Source organism: Geodermatophilus sp. SYSU D00700 (assembly GCF_054050255.1).
In genome coordinates this window covers 1-17,219 of sequence record NZ_JBJGZA010000051.1, presented here as the reverse complement: position 1 = coordinate 17,219, position 17,219 = coordinate 1, and the positions used below count along the sequence as shown (strand labels likewise).

General features: G+C 75.8%; 20 protein-coding genes. 10 read left to right on the top strand and 10 right to left on the bottom strand.

All coding sequences use genetic code 11. The features are described 5' to 3' along the window. Window positions 1–57: 57 nt before the first annotated feature. Window positions 58–1,557, bottom strand: coding sequence for a sensor histidine kinase (locus ACI79V_RS22525; RefSeq protein WP_456892906.1), 1,500 nt, complete (start codon window positions 1,555–1,557; stop codon window positions 58–60). 45 nt (window positions 1,558–1,602) lie between these two features. On the opposite strand from ACI79V_RS22525, the gene ACI79V_RS22520 reads away from it, so the two are divergent. After that, window positions 1,603–2,124, top strand: coding sequence for a GNAT family N-acetyltransferase (locus tag ACI79V_RS22520; RefSeq protein ID WP_456892904.1), 522 nt, complete (start codon window positions 1,603–1,605; stop codon window positions 2,122–2,124). On the opposite strand, the gene ACI79V_RS22515 is transcribed toward ACI79V_RS22520, so the two are convergent. Further along, a complete protein-coding gene (locus ACI79V_RS22515) occupies window positions 2,106–3,707 on the bottom strand; it encodes a WS/DGAT/MGAT family O-acyltransferase (RefSeq protein WP_456892902.1) in 1,602 nt (533 codons plus the stop codon). The two genes, ACI79V_RS22520 and ACI79V_RS22515, sit on opposite strands and share 19 nt — an antisense overlap. Window positions 3,708–3,883: 176 nt before the next feature. Here ACI79V_RS22515 and ACI79V_RS22510 point away from each other — a divergent pair, with 176 nt between their 5' ends. Next, the gene (locus tag ACI79V_RS22510; protein ID WP_456892900.1) at window positions 3,884–4,678 is read left to right on the top strand and encodes an esterase/lipase family protein; all 795 of its coding nucleotides are present in this window, start codon (window positions 3,884–3,886) and stop codon (window positions 4,676–4,678) included. Between the two features lie 15 nt (window positions 4,679–4,693). Here ACI79V_RS22510 and ACI79V_RS22505 read toward each other — a convergent pair whose 3' ends face one another. Both ACI79V_RS22505 and ACI79V_RS22500 read right to left on the bottom strand, forming a co-directional pair. Then, the gene (locus tag ACI79V_RS22505; RefSeq protein ID WP_456876484.1) at window positions 4,694–4,918 is read right to left on the bottom strand and encodes a biotin/lipoyl-binding carrier protein; all 225 of its coding nucleotides are present in this window, start codon (window positions 4,916–4,918) and stop codon (window positions 4,694–4,696) included. A 79-nt stretch (window positions 4,919–4,997) separates the two neighbouring features. Beyond that, on the bottom strand, window positions 4,998–6,047 hold the full coding sequence (locus ACI79V_RS22500; RefSeq protein ID WP_456892898.1) for a biotin carboxylase N-terminal domain-containing protein: 1,050 nt from the start codon (window positions 6,045–6,047) through the stop codon (window positions 4,998–5,000). Between the two features lie 182 nt (window positions 6,048–6,229). Between ACI79V_RS22500 and ACI79V_RS22495 the strand changes: the two genes are divergently transcribed. Then, on the top strand, window positions 6,230–6,304 hold the full coding sequence (locus tag ACI79V_RS22495; protein WP_014377707.1) for a 50S ribosomal protein bL37: 75 nt from the start codon (window positions 6,230–6,232) through the stop codon (window positions 6,302–6,304). A gap of 62 nt (window positions 6,305–6,366) precedes the next feature. On the opposite strand, the gene rsrA is transcribed toward ACI79V_RS22495, so the two are convergent. Further along, the gene (gene rsrA, locus ACI79V_RS22490; protein WP_456892896.1) at window positions 6,367–6,690 is read right to left on the bottom strand and encodes a mycothiol system anti-sigma-R factor; all 324 of its coding nucleotides are present in this window, start codon (window positions 6,688–6,690) and stop codon (window positions 6,367–6,369) included. Further along, on the bottom strand, window positions 6,687–7,403 hold the full coding sequence (locus tag ACI79V_RS22485; protein WP_456892892.1) for a sigma-70 family RNA polymerase sigma factor: 717 nt from the start codon (window positions 7,401–7,403) through the stop codon (window positions 6,687–6,689). Before ACI79V_RS22485 ends, rsrA begins: the two co-directional genes overlap by 4 nt. A 218-nt stretch (window positions 7,404–7,621) precedes the next feature. On the opposite strand from ACI79V_RS22485, the gene ybaK reads away from it, so the two are divergent. After that, complete coding sequence (gene ybaK, locus ACI79V_RS22480; RefSeq protein ID WP_456892890.1) at window positions 7,622–8,095, top strand: Cys-tRNA(Pro) deacylase; 474 nt, start codon at window positions 7,622–7,624, stop codon at window positions 8,093–8,095. Here the strand turns inward: ybaK and ACI79V_RS22475 are convergent. Together ACI79V_RS22475 and ACI79V_RS22470 are read right to left on the bottom strand one after the other, a co-directional pair. Next, window positions 8,092–9,573, bottom strand: a complete 1,482-nt coding sequence (locus tag ACI79V_RS22475; RefSeq protein WP_456892888.1) for a fused MFS/spermidine synthase — start codon at window positions 9,571–9,573, stop codon at window positions 8,092–8,094. The genes ybaK and ACI79V_RS22475 overlap by 4 nt on opposite strands. 95 nt (window positions 9,574–9,668) lie before the next feature. Next, window positions 9,669–10,415 carry an SOS response-associated peptidase gene (locus tag ACI79V_RS22470; RefSeq protein WP_456892886.1) on the bottom strand — a complete coding sequence of 249 codons (747 nt, stop codon included), beginning with the start codon at window positions 10,413–10,415 and terminating at the stop codon, window positions 9,669–9,671. Between the two features lie 145 nt (window positions 10,416–10,560). On the opposite strand from ACI79V_RS22470, the gene ACI79V_RS22465 reads away from it, so the two are divergent. The 4 genes from ACI79V_RS22465 (at window position 10,561) to ACI79V_RS22450 (ending at window position 14,828) form a co-directional block, all read left to right on the top strand. Continuing rightward, the gene (locus ACI79V_RS22465; protein WP_456892884.1) at window positions 10,561–12,024 is read left to right on the top strand and encodes an NAD-dependent succinate-semialdehyde dehydrogenase; all 1,464 of its coding nucleotides are present in this window, start codon (window positions 10,561–10,563) and stop codon (window positions 12,022–12,024) included. A 40-nt stretch (window positions 12,025–12,064) separates the two neighbouring features. Continuing rightward, a complete protein-coding gene (gene aroA, locus ACI79V_RS22460; RefSeq protein WP_456892882.1) occupies window positions 12,065–13,372 on the top strand; it encodes a 3-phosphoshikimate 1-carboxyvinyltransferase in 1,308 nt (435 codons plus the stop codon). 140 nt (window positions 13,373–13,512) lie between these two features. Further along, entirely contained in the window at window positions 13,513–14,385 is an 873-nt protein-coding gene (rsgA, locus tag ACI79V_RS22455) for a ribosome small subunit-dependent GTPase A (protein WP_456892881.1), read from the top strand. A gap of 11 nt (window positions 14,386–14,396) precedes the next feature. After that, entirely contained in the window at window positions 14,397–14,828 is a 432-nt protein-coding gene (locus tag ACI79V_RS22450) for a VOC family protein (RefSeq protein WP_456892879.1), read from the top strand. Here ACI79V_RS22450 and ACI79V_RS22445 read toward each other — a convergent pair. Further along, window positions 14,825–15,457: a hypothetical protein gene (locus ACI79V_RS22445; protein WP_456892877.1), complete on the bottom strand. Its 633-nt coding sequence runs from the start codon at window positions 15,455–15,457 to the stop codon at window positions 14,825–14,827. The genes ACI79V_RS22450 and ACI79V_RS22445 overlap by 4 nt on opposite strands. 92 nt (window positions 15,458–15,549) lie before the next feature. Then, on the bottom strand, window positions 15,550–16,092 hold the full coding sequence (locus ACI79V_RS22440) for a DUF2087 domain-containing protein (RefSeq protein ID WP_456892875.1): 543 nt from the start codon (window positions 16,090–16,092) through the stop codon (window positions 15,550–15,552). A gap of 54 nt (window positions 16,093–16,146) precedes the next feature. On the opposite strand from ACI79V_RS22440, the gene ACI79V_RS22435 reads away from it, so the two are divergent. Beyond that, window positions 16,147–16,323: a DUF2795 domain-containing protein gene (locus ACI79V_RS22435; RefSeq protein ID WP_456892873.1), complete on the top strand. Its 177-nt coding sequence runs from the start codon at window positions 16,147–16,149 to the stop codon at window positions 16,321–16,323. Window positions 16,324–16,345: 22 nt separating this feature from the next. Next, complete coding sequence (gene hisN / locus ACI79V_RS22430; protein WP_456878122.1) at window positions 16,346–17,149, top strand: histidinol-phosphatase; 804 nt, start codon at window positions 16,346–16,348, stop codon at window positions 17,147–17,149. Window positions 17,150–17,219 lie beyond the last annotated feature (70 nt).

The window sequence follows — 17,219 nt, the reverse complement described above, 5'->3', positions numbered from 1 at the left end:
CGTCCCACCGGACGACACCGCGGCCACGCGCCCAGGAGGAGCTCGGAGCCCATCCGCCTACCGCCGCGGCCGGCCCGCGCCGGGGAGCTCCAGCACGACCTCGGTGCCCGGCCGGCCGGGCCCCGGCGGCTCCGCCGGGGTGGTGGCGTGCAGCGCGCCCCCGAGCTCGCTGGTGACCAGCGTCCGCACGATCTGCAGCCCGAGCCCGTCGCTCTGCGCCGGGTCGAAGTCCTCGGGCAGCCCCTGACCGTCGTCGCGGACCCGGACCACCAGGTCGTCGCCGTCCCGCTCGGCCACCAGCTCGATCGCGCCTGGCGGCCCGTCGGCCGGGAAGGCGTGCTCGGCGGCGTTCTGCAGCAGCTCGGTGACCGCCATGACCAGCGGGGTCGCGGTCACCGCCGGCAGCTCCCCGAAGCGCCCGACGCGGCGGGTGCACGCCGCCGGCCCGATGGACGTCAGGTCGCCGAGCATCGGCAGCACCTGGTCGAAGACGTCGTCGACGTCGACGACGTCCTCCCGGCTGCCGGCCAGCGTCTCGTGGACGACGGCGATCGAGGCCACCCGCCGCACCGACTCCTCCAGCGCCGCCCGCGCGGCCGGCTCGGTCATGCGCCGGGCCTGCAGCCGCAGCAGCGCGGCGACGGTCTGCAGGTTGTTCTTCACCCGGTGGTGGATCTCGCGGATCGTCGCGTCCTTGGTCAGCAGCGCCCGGTCGCGGCTGCGCAGGTCGGTGACGTCGCGGACCAGCACCAGCGCGCCCTCCTCGACACCCGGCGCCTGCAGCGGCAGGGCGCGCAGCAGCATCGTCGCGCTGCGGCCCTCGACGTCGGTGGGGTCGGGGAACCGCCCGGCCACCGCGGCGGCGACCGTCGCCGCGACTGCCTCGCCCGCCACCCGGTCGGCCGACGCCGCCCGGGTGACCTTGGCCAGGTCCGCGCCGACCAGGTCGCCGACCACCCCGAGCCGCCGGTAGGCCGACAGCGCGTTGGGGCTGGCGTAGACGGCGCGGCCGGCGGCGTCCAGGCGCACCAGCCCGTCCCCGACGCGCGGGCTCATCTCGGCGTCGAGCAGCTTCTCCGGCGGGAACGTGCCGGCCGACACCATGAGGCAGAGGTCCGCGGCGATGTCGAGATAGGTCAGCTCCAGCGTCGACGGCGACCGGGTGACGGCCAGGTTGGTGTCCTTGGCCAGCACCGCGACGACGACGCCGTCGTGCCGTACCGGGATGACCTCGCGGCGGCGCGGCGCGCCGCCCGACCAGTCCGGATCGCCCTCGGTCACCGGCCGGCCCTCCCGGTGCGCCAGCCGGAAGGGGTCGGCGTCGGGCCCGTCGACCTCGCTGCCGACCAGGTCCTCGGGCCGGCTGGTGGGCGCGGTCAGCGGGCGCACCTGGGCGACGCACCACCAGGCGCCGGTGCGCAGCGGCACCCACAGCGTCAGGTCGGCGAAGGCCAGGTCGGCCAGCAGCTGCCAGTCGGCCACCAGCCGCCGGGCGTGGTCGACCTGCGAGGGGGCGGTCGCCGACCCGCGGTGGAGGCGCTCGGAGAGGGTGCTCATGGTGCCCCCGAGCGTAGGAGCGGCCCGCGCCTAGGCTGGCGGCCCGTGGCCCTGCCCTCCCCCGACCTGCCCTCGCCCGACCTGCCGCCGGTGCGCGTCGAGGACGCCGTCCCCGCCGACTGGCCACGGATCGCCGAGCTGACCGTCGCCGTCTACCGCGACGAGCGGCTGGCCTCCGCCGAGTACCTGGGCCAGCTGGCCGACGTCGAGGGCCGTGCCGCGCGGTCGCGGCTGGTCGTGGCGCGCGACGGCGCCCGGGTCGTCGGCGCGGTGGCGCTCGTGCTCGAGGGCGACTTCGGCGAGGTCACCGCCTCCGACGACGAGGCCGCCTTCCGGATGCTCGTCGTCGACCCCGCGGTGCGCGGGCGGGGCGTGGGCGAGGCGCTGGTGCGGGTGTGCCTGGACCGGGCCCGTGCGGCCGGCAAGCGGCGGATGGTGCTGTCCACCGACCCGCGGATGACCGCCGCCCACCGCCTCTACGCCCGGCTCGGCTTCACCCGGCTGCCCGAGCGGGACTGGAGCCCGCGCCCCGGCATCGACCTGCTGGTCTACGCACTGGAGCTCTGACCACCGGCGTCGGTCGCCCGCCGGCGACCGGTGCCCCGGGACCGGGACGGACGGCGGGGCGCGGGCTCCTCGGGCGCGGGCTCCGCCGGCTCGGCCTCCCGCGCCGGGACACCGGCCGCCGCGGCGAGGGTGTCGAGCTCGTCGAGGATGTCGCGCAGCAGCACGTCGACGTCCGGCAGCAGCTCGGCGCACGAGACGAGCCCCCAGTCGAGGCGGTCGAGGTAGCTCTGCACCGTGATGTTGAGGCCCTGTCCCTCGACGATCGTCGACACCGGGTAGTAGTGCTCGAGCCGCGCGCCCGCGGCGTACAGCGGCGTCCGCGGACCGGGCACGTTGGAGATCACCAGGTTGCCCGGCGTCAGCCGCGACCCCAGGCGCAGCCGCGCGCTCAGCCGCATGGCGCGGGCGAAGACGGCCGGGGGCGGGAACTCGGCGAAGTCGGTGAGCCGCTCGGCCGGCAGCGCCGAGAACAGCTCCTTGCTGCTGGTCATCGCCTCGTGCACGCGCCGGACCCGCCGGACGGGGTCGGGCTCGTCGGTCGGCAGCACGGCCGAGAGCATCGACACCCGGTTGGTCCAGCGCTCGGTCTCCTCCCCGGTGCGCACCGAGACGGGCACGAGCGCCACGAGCGGCTCCGCGGGCAGCGCGCCGCGCCGGTCGAGGAAGGTCCGCAGGCCGCCGGCGCAGGCGGCCATGACGACGTCGTTGACGGTCGCGCCCAGCGCCGACTTCACCTGCTTGACCACGTCGAGCGAGGTCGACCGGATGGCGAGCTTGCGGTGGGGGGTGATCGGCCCGTTGAACGGCGTACGCGGCGGCCGGACGCTGGGCAGCGGCGGTGGCTGGTCGGGTTCCTCGGGCAGGGAGCGGCCGAGGTTGAACACCGTGCCGAGCGGCCCGCGCAGGCTGCGGCGGACGTCGTTGGCGGCTCGCACCAGCACGGGGTTGCGCGTCGCCCGGCCGACCTCGCGGGCGGTCCGGGCGGCGAGCAGCACCCCGCGCGCCGGCTTGCGGGCCAGGCCGAGCGCGCCCCGCGCGAGCATCTCCAGGTCGCCGGGCGGCCGCTCGGGCGTCCACGAGTCGGCCTCGGGCGGCACGGTGCCCTCCGGGGTGTCGTCGAGCATCAGCGTCATGAGCTCGACGCCGGAGGCCCCGTCGATGATGGCGTGGTGGACGATCGTGAGGATCGCGAAGCGGTCGTCGGGCAGGCCCTCGATCACGTAGGACAGCCACAGCGGCTTGCGCCGGTCCAGCGGCCGGGAGACCAGCCGGCCGACCAGCGCCGCGAGCTGGTCGTCGGTGCCCGGCGGCGGGACGGCGGTGTGCCGGACGTGGAAGTCCAGGTCGAAGGCGGCGTCGGCCACCCAGTACGGGTGGTCCAGGCCCAGCGGCACCTCGGCCAGCCGCCGGCGCAGCGGCTCGAGCAGGGGCAGCCGCTGCTGCAGCTGCGCCCGCCACGCGTCGTAGGGCCGGTAGCCGGGGTCGTCGGGCCGGGTGTAGATCGACACGCTCGAGACGTGGCCGAACTGCGCGGACGTCTCGAGGTGCAGGAACGTCGCGTCCAGTCCCGACAACTGCTTCATGGCCCCTGCCCTCCCGAGTCGGCGGGACCCGCGACACGCATCCCAGCCGGACGGCTCCCCGTGGTGTGGGGAAGTGTGTCAGCCCTCACACTGCTCCTGCAGGCGGGTGGTTGCCCGCGCAGTACGCGACGGGGTCCGCACCGTGCCCGGTCGCCCAGGGGAGACGAGGACAGGCCATGCGCGCGACGGCGCCGCTGCACCGGACAGCCGCCGGGGAGGCTCCCCCGTGGATCGGGGCGTCGCCGGTCGCCGCGCTGCTCGCCGTCCAGCGGCCGTGGCGCGAGGCGGCGGCGCTGCTGCGCTCCCCCGTGTGGCGCGGCCGCGGCGTCCCGGACGGCGGCGGCCTGCCGGTCCTGCTGGTGCCCGGCTTCCTCGCCGGCGACCCGTCGCTGTCACTCCTGGAGAGCTGGCTGCGGGCCCGCGGTTACCGGACGTGCACCTCGCAGATCCGGGTCAACGTCGACTGCACCCGCAAGGCGGTCGAGCGCCTCGAGCGCCGCCTGGTCGAGCTCACCGACCGGGCCGGGCGACCCGCGGCGATCGTGGGCCAGAGCCGCGGCGGGCTGTTCGCCAAGCTCATGGCGGTGCGCCGGCCCGACCGGGTGAGCGGGATTATCACCCTGGGCAGTCCGAACGTCGACCACATGGCGATCAACCCGCTGGTCGCCGCCCAGGTGCGGCTGGTCGCCGCCCTCGGCACCGCCGGGGTGCCGGGCATGTTCGTCGACGACTGCCTGCGGGGGGCGTGTGCCGACGAGCTCGCCGTGGAGCTGGAGCGGCCGTTCCCGACGCAGGTGCCCTACGTCTCGGTCTACTCGCGCAGCGACTGGGTGGTCGACTGGCACGCGTGCGTCGACCCGGCCGCCGAGAACGTCCACGTCGACTCCAGCCACGTCGGCATGAGCGTCCACCCCGAGGTCTACGAACTCCTCGGTCGGCGGCTGCCCGGCCTGGCCCGACGGACGCCCTGAGCCGTCCGGCGCCGCTCAGGCGTCGGCGACGGTGGCGATCAGGTCGCCCTCCTGGAGCACCTCGCCCTCGACGACGTGCAGCTCCTGCACGACACCGGCGCGCTCGGTGAGGACCGGGATCTCCATCTTCATCGACTCGAGGACCACCAGCGTGTCCCCCGCGCCGACCTCGGCCCCGGGGGCGACGAGGACCTTCCAGACGCTGGACACCATCTCGGCGTGGATCTCCTCGACCACCACGCAGCACCCCTCTCGAGCCGGATGACCCATCCAAGCAGGCCGACCGCTGCCGGGCAGGGCACGCCGGGGAACGGCTGGGCTAGGCGCCGGGCTCGGGGTCGCCGGCGGCCAGCTGCTGGAGCACCGCACACACCTCCGGGCCGTCGTGCGGGACGCCGGTCTCGGGCAGGTCGGTCAGCGCGGCCGCGGCGGCGCGGGCGGCGGTGGCGGTGTCGGGCGCGCCGGCGCTGACGGTGGCCAGCAGGGCGTCGTACCAGGGGTCGAGCCGGTCGCCGGGGTCATAGCCGCTGACCGCGACCACCTCGGTGCGGCCGGTGGTGCCGCGCAGCCGGCCGGCGCTGGGCAGCAGACCGGTGACCCGCCCCGCCTGCCCGGGCGCCAGCGTCGAGCGCAGCTGCACCGCGACGGCGGCCCGCGGCGGGTGCTCCTCGCGGGTGCGGCGGCGGGGGCCGCGCTCGCCGGCGGCCGCGGCCAGCGCGAGGTCGACGGCGTCGACGCCGTACGCCCGCTCGAGCACCGCCATGTCGAGGGAGAAGCCGGCGGCGACCTCACCGAGCTCGCCGTCCTCGTCGACGCCCACGGTGACCAGTCCGCGCCAGCCGACCTCGGCCAGCCGCTTGGCGCCGACGGGCATCTCGCCGGGCGGCTCCGGCGTCCAGGAGACGCGGGCGATGCCGGCCGCCCGGTCGCGCGCGACCGTCGTCGGGTAGCGCAGGCCCTCGTCGGTGACCAGCGCCAGCAGACCGTGCTCGCTGGCCGGCTCGACGCCGTCGCCGCCGAGCCGCTCGAGCACCTCGGCCGGCGGCCCGACCCAGGTCAGGCCGGCCGCGGCCACCTCGGCGGCGAGCGCGGCATTGCCCGCCAGTGCCGGGGGGACGGCGAGGACGGCACGGGCGCCGCTGCGGCGGGCGGCCTCGACGATCCGGTCGACGGCGAGGTAGGACTCCGTCGCGGGCGCCGGCCCGAGCAGCACGGCGTCGTCGGCCAGGCGGACGTGCCGCGCCGACCGCTCGGCCTCGGAGTAGACGGCGACCGCCTTGACACCGAGCCGCGAGCAGGCGGCGATCACCGCGCACGCGGCCGGCCCCCGCCCCGCCACGAGCACGCTCTCGATCCCGTGCTGGGCCACGCTCCCGGTCCTCCCCGTCCCACCGCGCCGGGTCACCGTCGTCCCGACCTGCCCATGGTGCCTGGCGCCTGTGACACCCGCGCCACCGGCCAGGGGGCCCTCCCCCGTCTGTGGGACCCTGGGGCGGACCGGTGGGCGTCGGACGACGCCCGGCACGCGACGACGAGGAGAGGAGGGCAGCGATGTCCAAGCGCGGACGCAAGCGTCGCTCCCGCAAGGGGAACAAGGCCAACCACGGCAAGCGCCCCAACGCCTAGGCACACACGACGGCGCCCCGCTCCCGGAGATCCGGGGCGGGGCGCCGTCGCGTGTGCGGTCCCTACTCGGACCAGTCGGTGCGGACCACCTCGGTGCGCACCTGCTCGACGCTCACGTGCGTGCCGTCCTCCTCGAAGGAGACGGTGGTGAGCTGCAGCTTGATCCGGTCGCGCAGGCCCAGCGGCGGCTTGTCCCCGCCGCAGCGGCGGCGCACCAGCGCCTTGAACTCCTGCTCGATGCCGAACTGCCGGAGGCACGACGAGCAGTCCTCGAGGTGCTCGGCGATGACGGCGCGGCGGGCGTCGTCGGTCTCGTGGTCGAGGAACTCGAAGACGTGCGACAGGACGTCGTCGCACGAGGACGCGTGCTCGTGCTCGGCGCTCACGACCGCCCCTCCTCACCGGTGCCGGCGCGGACGAAGCCGCGCTCCCGGGCGTAGTCGGCCAGCAGCTTCTGCAGGCCCCGCCGGCCGCGGTGCAGCCGGGACATCACCGTGCCGATGGGCGTGCCCATGATCTCGGCGATCTCCTTGTAGGCGAAGCCCTCGACGTCGGCGAGGTAGACCGCCAGGCGGAAGTCCTCGGGCAGCTGCTGCAGGGCCTCCTTGATGTCGGAGTCCGGCAGGTGGTCCAGCGCCTCGATCTCCGCCGAGCGCAGCCCGCTGGAGGTGTGCTCCTCCGCCGCGTAGAGCTGCCAGTCCTGCACCTGGTCGGTGGGGTACTGCTGCGGCTGCCGTTGCTTCTTGCGGTAGCTGTTGATGTAGGTGTTGGTCAGGATCCGGTACAGCCAGGCCTTGAGGTTGGTCCCCTCGGCGAACTGGTGGAACGCGGAGTAGGCCTTGACGAAGGTCTCCTGGACCAGGTCCTCGGCGTCGGCGGGGTTGCGGGTCATCCGCAGCGCCGCCGGGTAGAGCTGGTCGAGGAAGGGCAGCGCGTCGCGCTCGAAGCGCGCGTCGCGCTCGGCGCGGGTCTCGGCGACCTCGGTGCGGCTGCCGCCCTCGCGTGCCTCGGGCACCTCCACCGGCGCCCCGACCACCGGCTCGCGCGGGGTCCCGACCGGCTCGACGGCGGGGTTCCCGCCCGGGGTCTCCTCAGGCACCGACCGTCCTCTCTGCGGCACCCGGAGGCGGGTCACCACGTCGGTCGATCCTAGTCGCGCGGCGTCGGGCCGGCCCGGGGGCCGCCGGCGCGGGGCCCGCGTGCGGGCGCTGGAGACGGTGCTGCTCACGGTCCCTGCAACGGTGCCCCCGGTCGCGGTCATTCCCCGGCCGGGAAGTCGGCGGCGGGCACCGGGCGGGCTGGCTACGCTCCCCGGCCGTGGCGGCGACCCCCGCGGTGCGGGCCCTGGAGAAGGCCCGGGTGGTACACACCCTGCACCCCTACGACCCCGGCCACGCGAGCGACCAGGGCCACGGGGAGGCCGCGGTGGCCGCGCTCGGCGCCGATCCGCGGCGGGTGTTCAAGACGCTGGTGACCCGCGTCGACGGCACGCTCACCGTCGCCGTCGTCCCGGTGAGCGGCACCCTCGACCTGAAGGCACTGGCGGCCGCGGCCGGCGGGCGGAAGGCGGCGATGGCCGACCCCGCCGACGCCGAGCGGACCACCGGCTACGTCGTCGGCGGGATCAGCCCGCTGGGCCAGCGCAGGGCACTGCCGACCGTCGTCGACGAGTCGGCGCTGGGGTTCCCCACGGTGCTGGTCAGCGCCGGCCGCCGGGGCCTGCAGGTGGAACTGTCGCCGGCCGACCTGGTGCGGCTCACCCGCGCCCGCACCGCGCCCATCGGCCGCTAGCTGTCCGGGACGCCGTAGGGGGTGAGCAGCTGGTCGACCGGCGCGGCGTCGTCGGTGAGCACCCGCGCGTCGCCGGCGAAGGCGGCCACCTCGGCGTCGGAGGCGACCTGCCACGCCGAGTCCTGGGCGCGCAGCGCCCCGACGAGGGCGGCCTCGTCCAGCGGCCGATGCGAGGCGACGGCGACCAGGTTGCCGCCGTCCTCCCCCGCCAGCACCGGGGCCGGGGCCAGCAGCAGCACGTGCGGCCACACCCGCCGCATCGTGGCCAGCTCCGCGCGGACGAAGTCCAGCGGCGGGTGGTCGATGAGGTTGGCGACGTAGACGCCGTCGTCGGCGAGCGCGCGGTCGACCAGCTCCAGCGCCTCCACGGTGGTCAGCTGCCAGGGCACCGACAGCCCGCCGAAGGCGTCGCCGACGACGACGTCATGCTCCCCGGCCGGCTCGTCGGCCAGCCCGACCCGGGCGTCACCGACCCGCACCTGCAGGTCCGCCGACGTCTCCAGGCCCAGCTGCTCCCGGTCGATCGCGACGACGCCGGGGTCGACCTCCAGCACCCGGCTGGTCGTGCCGGGCCGCACCGCGGCGAGGTAGCGCGGCACGGTCAGCCCGCCGCCGCCCAGGTGCAGCGCCGACAGCGGTTCCCGGGGCGGGGCGAGGACGTCGGTGACCGCGGCGATCGCGCGGACGTACTCGAACTCCAGGTGGGTGGGGTCGGCGAGGTCGACGTAGCTGTGCCGCAGCGTGTCCAGCAGCAGCACCCGGCCGGTCTCCCGCTCGGGGTCGGCGACCACCCGCGCGCAGTGGTAGGAGGTCTCCGCCTCGCACGGCGTGGGCGCCACCGCGGCGAGCAGCGACCCGGCGACGGCGGCCAGCAGCAGCGCGGCCGGCAGCCGCCCCGCCCCGCCCGGCGAGCGGCGGCGCAGCAGCAGCCACACTGCGATCCCGGCGGCGACGGTGACCAGCCCGGTGCCCACGAGGATGCCGCTGCTCGGGAACACCGCGATGAGCAGGAAGCCGGTGCCGAACGTGGCCGCGATCCCACCGAGCGTGCCGATGCCCGACAGCTTCCCGACCACCGACCCGGTCTCGGCCAGGCTGGCCAGCTGCAGCTTGACCACCATCGGCGGCACCGCCGACAGCAGCGCGGCCGGCACCACGACCGCGACGGCGGCCAGCAGCAGCACGCTGCCGGCGTCGGCACCGGTGAACAGCGACCCGGTGAAGCGCACCAGCGGCAGGACGGCGACCACCAGCGCGCCGCCGGCCACCAGCAGCGGCGCGATCAGCTGCTGGGGGTCGCGGCGGTCGGCCGTGGCACCTCCGGCCCACGCGCCGACGGCAATCGCGGCCAGCGCGAACCCGATGATCGCGGTGTTGGTCTGCAGCGTGATGCCGACGTAGGGCGCGATGAGCCGCAGCCCCACGATCTCGAGCACCAACACCGCACCCGAGGCGAGGAAGGTGACCCCGGCGGCCACCCACCCGGGCAGCGCGGCGCCGGCGGGGTCGGGCGCGTCGGCGGACGGATCGGCCGGGTGGACGGCGGGCGCACGCTCGCTCAGGGCAGGGCTCCTCAGAAGAGCGCCGGCTGGTCGGCCGGGGCGCTGGTGCCCTCCACCCGGGTCAGCAGCTCGGCGCCGTTGTTGCGGACGTTGTTGACGGCGGTGCCGACCGGGCGCAGCTCCAGCGCCTCCACCAGCTCCTGCGGGGTCGGCTCGGCGAGCGCCTCCACGTCGTCGCGGGCCGGGTCGAGCCAGTCGGCCCACCGCTCGCGCGGCAGCACCAGCGGCATCCGGTCGTGGATCTCGGTGAGCGCGCCGACGGCGGGCGCGGTGACGACGGTGCACGTGTAGAGCCGGTCCTCGCCCTTGCCCCACACCTCGTAGAGGCCGGCCATGGCCAGCACCGACCCGTCGGCGGGGGTGATGAAGAAGGGCTGCTTGCCGGGCGAGTCCAGCCGCTTCTGCCACTCGTACCAGCCGTCGGCCGGCACCAGGCAGCGCCGGGAGCGGGCGGCCGAGCGGAATGCCGGCTTCTCGGTCAACGACTCGACCCGGGCGTTGAGCAGCCGGTTGCCCACCGAGACGTCCTTGGCCCAGGAGGGCACCAGGCCCCAGCGGACCGCGCGCAGCTCCCGGTGCGCCTCGCCGGTGGGGCTCCCCTCCGGGTCGCGCTCACACTTGGTGCGGACCACGTAGACGTCCTTGGTCGGCGCGACGTTGAAGTCCGCCCGGAGCGGCTCCTGGCCCTCGGCGGGGACCGCCTCGAACTCGACCACGAGGTCCTCGGGACGGCGGCTGGCGGCGTAGCGACCACACACGGCTGGTCCTCCCGGCTGCTGTCGGGCCCGGACGGCGGGCCCGTCCCCGCCGACTCTAGGTGGGGGTGCCGACGGTGCGGCCGCCCCGGGCGGCCGCGGGGAGGCCGGGTGGAGCCCGCGACGGCGAGAGACGAGGATCACGTGCGTGACCGCGACCCAGAACCCACCGCACGAGCAGCCGAAGACCGCGAGCGAGTCCGCCGAGCGCCGGTACGCGACGGTCAACCCGTTCACCGGCGAGACGGAGAAGGAGTTCGACTTCACGCCCACCGAGGCCATCGACGGCATCATCGCGACGGCGCACGCCGCCTACCAGGAGTGGCGGGAGCGCCCGGTCGAGGAGCGCGCGGCCGTCGTCCGCCGGACCGCCGAGCTCATGGACGAGCGCCGCGAGGACCTCGCGCAGCTCATCACCACCGAGATGGGCAAGCGGCACGACGAGGCCACCGGCGAGCTCTACCTCTGCTCGATGATCCTCAAGTACTACGCCGACAACGGCCCCTCGTTCCTCGAGCCCACGCCGATCCAGCCGCTCATGGGCAAGGGCGAGGCGGTCATCGAGACCCGGCCGGTCGGCGTCCTGCTCGCCATCGAGCCGTGGAACTACCCCTTCTACCAGGTGGTCCGCGTGGCCGGCCCGAACCTGGTGCTGGGCAACACCGTCATCCTCAAGCACGCCGAGATCACCCCGCAGTGCGCGGTGGCCATCGAGCAGCTGTTCACCGACGCCGGCGCCCCCGAGGGCGTCTTCACCAACACGTTCCTCCGCATCGCCGACGTCGAGCAGGTCATCGCCGACCCGCGGATCCAGGGCGTCACGCTGACCGGCAGCGAGCGGGCCGGCAGCGCCGTCGGCGCCCTGGCCGGCAAGCACCTGAAGAAGTCGGTGCTCGAGCTCGGCGGCAGCGACCCGTTCATCGTGCTCGACGCCGAGGACATGGCCGCCACCGTCAAGGCCGCGACGATGGGCCGGATGCAGAACACCGGCCAGGCCTGCACCGCCTCCAAGCGGCTGATCGTCACCGAGGAGCACTACGAGCCCTTCGTCGAGGGGCTCCGGCAGGCGTTCTCCACCTTCTCCCCCGGCGACCCGGCCGACCGGTCCACGTCGCTGGCCCCGCTGTCGAGCGAGCGGGCGGCCAAGGACCTGCACGCGCAGATCCAGGACGCCATCGACAAGGGCGCCACCGTCGTCGCCGGCGGCGGGCGGCCCGACCACGCCGGTGCGTTCGTCGAGGCGACGATCCTCACCGACGTCACCCCGGAGATGCGCGCCTACCGCGAGGAGCTGTTCGGCCCGGCGGCCGTCGTCTACAAGGTCAAGGACGCCGACGAGGCGGTCGCGTTGGCCAACGACACCGACTTCGGCCTGGGCGCCACCGTGATGAGCAGCGACGTCGACCGCGCCCGGGCGGTGGCCGACCGGCTCGAGGCGGGCATGGTGTGGATCAACCAGCCCACCGGCTCCTCTCCCGAGCTGCCCTTCGGCGGGATCAAGCGGTCCGGTTACGGCCGCGAGCTCTCCGAACTGGCGATGTTCGAGTTCGCCAACCGGCGGCTGGTCCGCACCGTGCCGGTGAAGAAGGCCGACCGCCCCGTCGGGGGCTGAGGGTGAGCGGCGTCGTCCGGACCGGGCAGGATGGTGCCCCGTGAGCCAGGTCTGGACGACGCCGCACCGCGGCACCCCGGTCGACGCCGTCGTCCCGCTGCCCGGCTCGAAGTCGATCACCGCGCGGGCGCTGGTGCTGGCCGCGCTCGCCGACGGGCCCAGCCGGGTCGTGCGGCCGCTGCGGGCCCGCGACACCGACCTGATGGCCGCCGGGCTGCGCGCGCTCGGCGTGCGGGTCGACGAGGAGGGCGGCGGTCCCGACCCGGACTGGCTGGTCACCCCGGCGCAGCTGCGCGGCCCCGCGGAGGTCGACGCCGGGCTGGCCGGCACCGTGCTGCGGTTCCTCCCGCCGGTGGCCGCGCTGGCCACCGGGCCGGTCCGGCTCGACGGCGACCCGCGGCTGCGCGAGCGGCCCAACGCCGGGCTGATCGCCGGGCTGCGCGACCTCGGGGTGCGGGTCGACGACGGCGGCCGCGGCCGGGCACCGTTCACCGTGCACGGCACCGGGGCGGTGCGCGGCGGCGGCGTGACCGTCGACGCGGGTGAGTCCTCGCAGATCGTCTCGGGCCTGCTGCTGGCCGCGCCCCGGTTCACCGACGGGCTCGACCTCGCGCTGGCCGGTGGGGTGCCGTCGATGCCGCACGTGGAGATGACCGTCGTCGCGCTGCGCGAGCACGGCGTCGACGTCGTCGCCACCGACCGCGGGTGGCGGGTGGACCCCGGGCCCATCGCGGCGCGCGACCGCGTGGTCGAACCCGACCTGTCCAACGCCGCGCCGTTCCTCGCCGCCGCGCTGGTCACCGGCGGGCGGGTGACCGTGCCCGGCTGGCCGGCGGTCACCACCCAGCCCGGGGCGCAGCTGGACCGGCTGCTGGGCGCGATGGGCGCCGAGGTCGAGCGCACGCCCGAGGGGCTGCGGGTCACGGGCACCGGCCGGATCACGCCGCTGGTGGCCGACCTCGGCGACGTCGGTGAGCTGACCCCGGTGCTCGCGGCGCTGTGCGCGCTGGCCGACGGGCCCTCGCGGCTGACCGGCATCGGGCACCTGCGCGGTCACGAGACCGACCGCATCCAGGCCCTCGACGAGGTGCTCACCGCCGTCGGCGCGCGGGTCGAGCAGCTGCCCGACGGCCTGGAGATCGCGCCGGGCGCGCTCCGGCCGGCGCTGGTCGACTCCTACGCCGACCACCGCATGGTGCACGCCGCCGCGGTCCTCGGCCTGGCCGTCGACGGGGTTCGGGTGTCCGGGCCCGGCGCGGTCACCAAGACGCTGCCGGACTTCCGCGAGCGCTGGGCCGGGATGCTCGGCGCCGACGTGCCCGGGGCGACGGCGGGAGCGGGCTCCTGAGCCGCCGGCACGACAGCCGGTCGGACGAGGACGACGTCCGGGTCCGGCCCAACCGGCGCGGCTCCCGCCCGCGGACCCGCACGCGCCCGGCCCACACCGACGCCGTCCCCGGGCTGGTGGTCGCGGTCGACCGCGGTCGGATGACCGTGCGGACAGAGGCTCCCGGCGGCGGTCCGGTCGAGGTGACCGCGATGCGCGCCCGCGAGCTCGGCCGGCACGGCGTCGTCGTCGGTGACCGGGTGCGGCTGGTCGGCGACACCACCGGCCGGCCCGACACCCTCGCCCGCATCGTGGTCATCGAGGAGCGGACGACGTCGCTGCGGCGCACCGCCGACGACACCGACCCCACCGAGCGGGTGGTCGTGGCCAACGCCGAGCAGCTGGTCGTCGTCACCTCGGTGACCGACCCCGAGCCGGCACTGGGCTTCCTCGACCGCTGCCTGGTCGCCGCCTACGCCGGTGGCCTGGAGCCGCTGTTCTGCCTCACCAAGACCGACCTGGCCAGCCCCCAGCCGCTGCTCGACCGATACGCCGGGCTGGGCGTCGACGCGGTGCCGATGTCGCGAGAGACGCCGCTGGACCCGCTGCTGGCGCGGATCGGCGGGCGCACCAGCGTGTTCGTGGGCCAGTCCGGCGTGGGCAAGTCGACCCTGGTCAACCGGCTGGTGCCCGACGCCGACCGGGCCACCGGCGACGTGAGCAAGGTCGGCAAGGGCCGGCACACCTCGTCCTCGGCGGTGCTGTTCGACCTGCCCGGCGGCGGCACGGTCATCGACACCCCCGGCATCCGCTCGTTCGGCCTCGCGCACGTCACCGCCGACGACGTCGTCGCGGCCTTCGACGACCTGGCGCAGGCCGCTGTCGACTGCCCGCCCGGGTGCGGGCACTCCGCCGACGACCCCGACTGCGCGCTCGACGCGTGGGCCGCGGCCGGCCCGCCGGCCCGGGCCGAGCGGCTGGCCAGCGTCCGGCGGCTGCTCGACGCCGTCGGCCAGCTCGGCCCCGGCTACTGAGGGATGTCGCCATGGAACAGCAGGTCCACTTCGTCACCCTCGCCACCGCGGACCTCGACGCCGCCCGGCGCTTCTACGTCGAGGGGCTCGGCTGGACGCCGCTGCTCGACGTGCCGGACGAGATCGTCTTCTTCCAGGTCGCGCCCGGCACGGTGCTCGGCTTCTTCGAGACGGCGCGCTTCGCGCAGGACCTGGGCACCGGTCCGGCGCGGCCGGAGGTGTCGGGCGTGACGCTGGCGCACAACGTGGCCGACCGGGCCGCCGTCGCGACGCTGTGCGACCGGATGGCGGCGGCCGGGGGCACGGTGCTCACCGCGCCCGAGGAGGGTGCCTTCGGCGGCGTGTTCCACGCCCTGGTCCGCGACCCGAACGGCGTCGTCTGGGAGGTCGCGCACAACCCCGGCTGGTCGGTCGACCCCGACGGGACGGTGCGGCTGGGCTAGACCGCGCCCTGGCGCCGCGCCCGGTGGAACAGGCTGTCGGGCATCGGCTCGTCGACCGTCTCGATGCGCAGGTCGTGCGTCTCGCCGGCGTAGGTACCGTCGAGCGCCTCGGCCCACACGCAGACGCCGGTCGCCACGTCGAGCCGGACCAGGTGCGCGGTCGGGTACTCGACGTCCTCGGGGACGCTCCCCCACTCGAGCTCGTCGACGCGGCGGCTGCGCAGCAGCGGGCAGCAGCCACAGCGCGGCTCGTACCGCTCGGTCGGCACGACCAGCGCCTCCCACGCCGGCCGGCCGGCGTGCTCGACCTCGCGCAGGCCGCCGATCTCCAGCGGGGACCCGGCGGACAGCCCGGTCTCCGGGTCCAGGCCGTCGGCGAGCTCCCGCGGCCGCAGCTCGGCCACCCAGCGGTAGTCCTGCCACATCGGGTCGTGGTCGGCGCCGACCTCACGGAGGACGTGGACCCGGCCGGCGGCGTCCTCGACGCGCAGCAGGTCGGGGCGGCGCAGCCAGGCGCGCACCGGCCCGGACCAGGCCCACGCCCTGCGGCGCCGCTCGGTGAAGCGCAGCGTCGTCCAGCGCTCCGGCGAGGAGCGGGCGAGCGCGCGGAAGGCGTCGGCGTCGGGCACGCCGGCAGTGTGGACCGCGGCCGGGCACCTGTCTGCCGAGCAGTCGTGCTCTGCCCACAGGTGTGTGCAGAGCACGACTGCCGGCGGGAGCACTACCCGTCGACGTCGACCGGGCCGCCGGTCCGCCAGTACAGCCCCGCCTCGCGGGAGAGCAGCTCCTCGTCGACCAGGTAGCGGCGCAGGGCCGCGGTGTCGGGGTGCCAGACGGCCAGCAGCGCGTTGACCTCGCGCTCGGGGTAGCGCACGCCGACGTCGAACACCCGCACCACGTGCTCGAGCACCACCCGGCGCTTGCTCCGCTGCGCGGGGATGGTCGTCAGCCGCCCGTCCCGGATGAACGAGGCGAGGACGGCGGACTCGGCCGGGTCGTCCGACAGCGGCTCCGGCGGCGGCGCCGACTCGGCCGCGGCCCGCGCCGCGGCACCGAAGCGATCGGTCAGCAGCTCCAGCGCGTGCCCGTCGCGGCGCACCAGCCCCGCCCGGGCCATCCGGCGGGCGGCCAGCGCGACGTCCTTGAGGGGCAGGCGCGCGGCGGCCGCGACCTCCTCGATCGTCCCGGCACCCAGGGCGAGCGCGGCCACCACCTTTAGCCGGGTGGGGTCGGCCAGCAGCCCCACGATCGTCGTCGCCTGCACCTCCAGCACGGTATCCGCGCATCGGAGCACGTGGGCGGGGGTAGGCCGACCGGCATGGTGAGCCCCATCGACATCCAGAAGGCCCTCAAGGGCATGGACTACCCGGCCACGAAGGACCAGATCCTCGAGCACGCCAAGGGCGGCGACAAGGACGTCCTCGAGGCACTGCAGAGGATCGACGACCGGGAGTACGAGGGGCCCAGCGGCGTGAGCGCCGCGGTCTTCGACTGACGCCCCGCTAGGTTCGGTGCCCATGACACCGGGCCGGGACTACACGGGGGACATGCACCTCGCGCACGTGCTCGCCGACCAGGCGGACTCGCTGAGCATGGACCGCTTCCGGGCGCTCGACCTCGCCGTCGAGACCAAGCCCGACCTGACGCCGGTCACCGACGCCGACCGCGCCGTCGAGGAGCAGCTGCGGATCACCCTGTCCCGGGCCCGCACCCGCGACGCCGTCCTGGGCGAGGAGTTCGGCGTCACCGGGCACGGGCCGCGGCGCTGGGTGCTCGACCCCATCGACGGCACGAAGAACTTCGTCCGCGGCGTGCCGGTCTGGGCGACGCTCATCGCGCTGTTCGACGGCGACGAGCCGGTGGTCGGCCTGGTGTCGGCACCGGCGCTCAACCGCCGCTGGTGGGCGGCGAAGGACGTCGGCGCCTGGACCGGCCGGCGCCTGGAGTCGGCCACCCGCTGCCGGGTGTCAGGGGTCTCCGAGCTCGGCGACGCGAGCCTGTCGTTCTCCAGCCTGTCGGGCTGGGAGGAGCGCGGCCTGCTCGACGGCTTCCTCGACCTCACCCGATCGGTGTGGCGGACCCGCGCCTACGGCGACTTCTGGAGCTACGTGCTGCTGGCCGAGGGCGCGGTCGACGTCGCCTGCGAGCCGGAGGTGTCGCTGTGGGACCTCGCCGCGCTCGACGTCATCGTCCGCGAGGCCGGCGGCCGGTTCACCGACCTGTCCGGCGTCCCCGGACCGGCCGGTGGCAGCGCGCTGGCCACCAACGGCGCGCTGCACGACGCCGCGCTGGCGCACCTGCGGCTGCCCGACCCGGCATAGGACCGCCGGGGGGGGGCGGCCGCGCCCCGGGGCCCCCCCGGCGGGGGCGTGGGGTGGGGGGGGGGGGGTG

Excerpts from the sequence above, each read along its gene's own strand:
- ACI79V_RS22525 (WP_456892906.1), bottom strand. The coding sequence starts at position 1,557 with ATGAGCACCCTCTCCGAGCGCCTCCACCGCGGGTCGGCGACCGCCCCC.
- ACI79V_RS22515 (WP_456892902.1), bottom strand. The coding sequence starts at position 3,707 with ATGAAGCAGTTGTCGGGACTGGACGCGACGTTCCTGCACCTCGAGACG.
- ACI79V_RS22510 (WP_456892900.1), top strand. The coding sequence starts at position 3,884 with ATGCGCGCGACGGCGCCGCTGCACCGGACAGCCGCCGGGGAGGCTCCC.
- rsgA (WP_456892881.1), top strand. The coding sequence starts at position 13,513 with ATGACCGTGCGGACAGAGGCTCCCGGCGGCGGTCCGGTCGAGGTGACC.
- ACI79V_RS22450 (WP_456892879.1), top strand. The coding sequence starts at position 14,397 with ATGGAACAGCAGGTCCACTTCGTCACCCTCGCCACCGCGGACCTCGAC.
- ACI79V_RS22435 (WP_456892873.1), top strand. The coding sequence starts at position 16,147 with ATGGTGAGCCCCATCGACATCCAGAAGGCCCTCAAGGGCATGGACTAC.
- hisN (WP_456878122.1), top strand. The coding sequence starts at position 16,346 with ATGACACCGGGCCGGGACTACACGGGGGACATGCACCTCGCGCACGTG.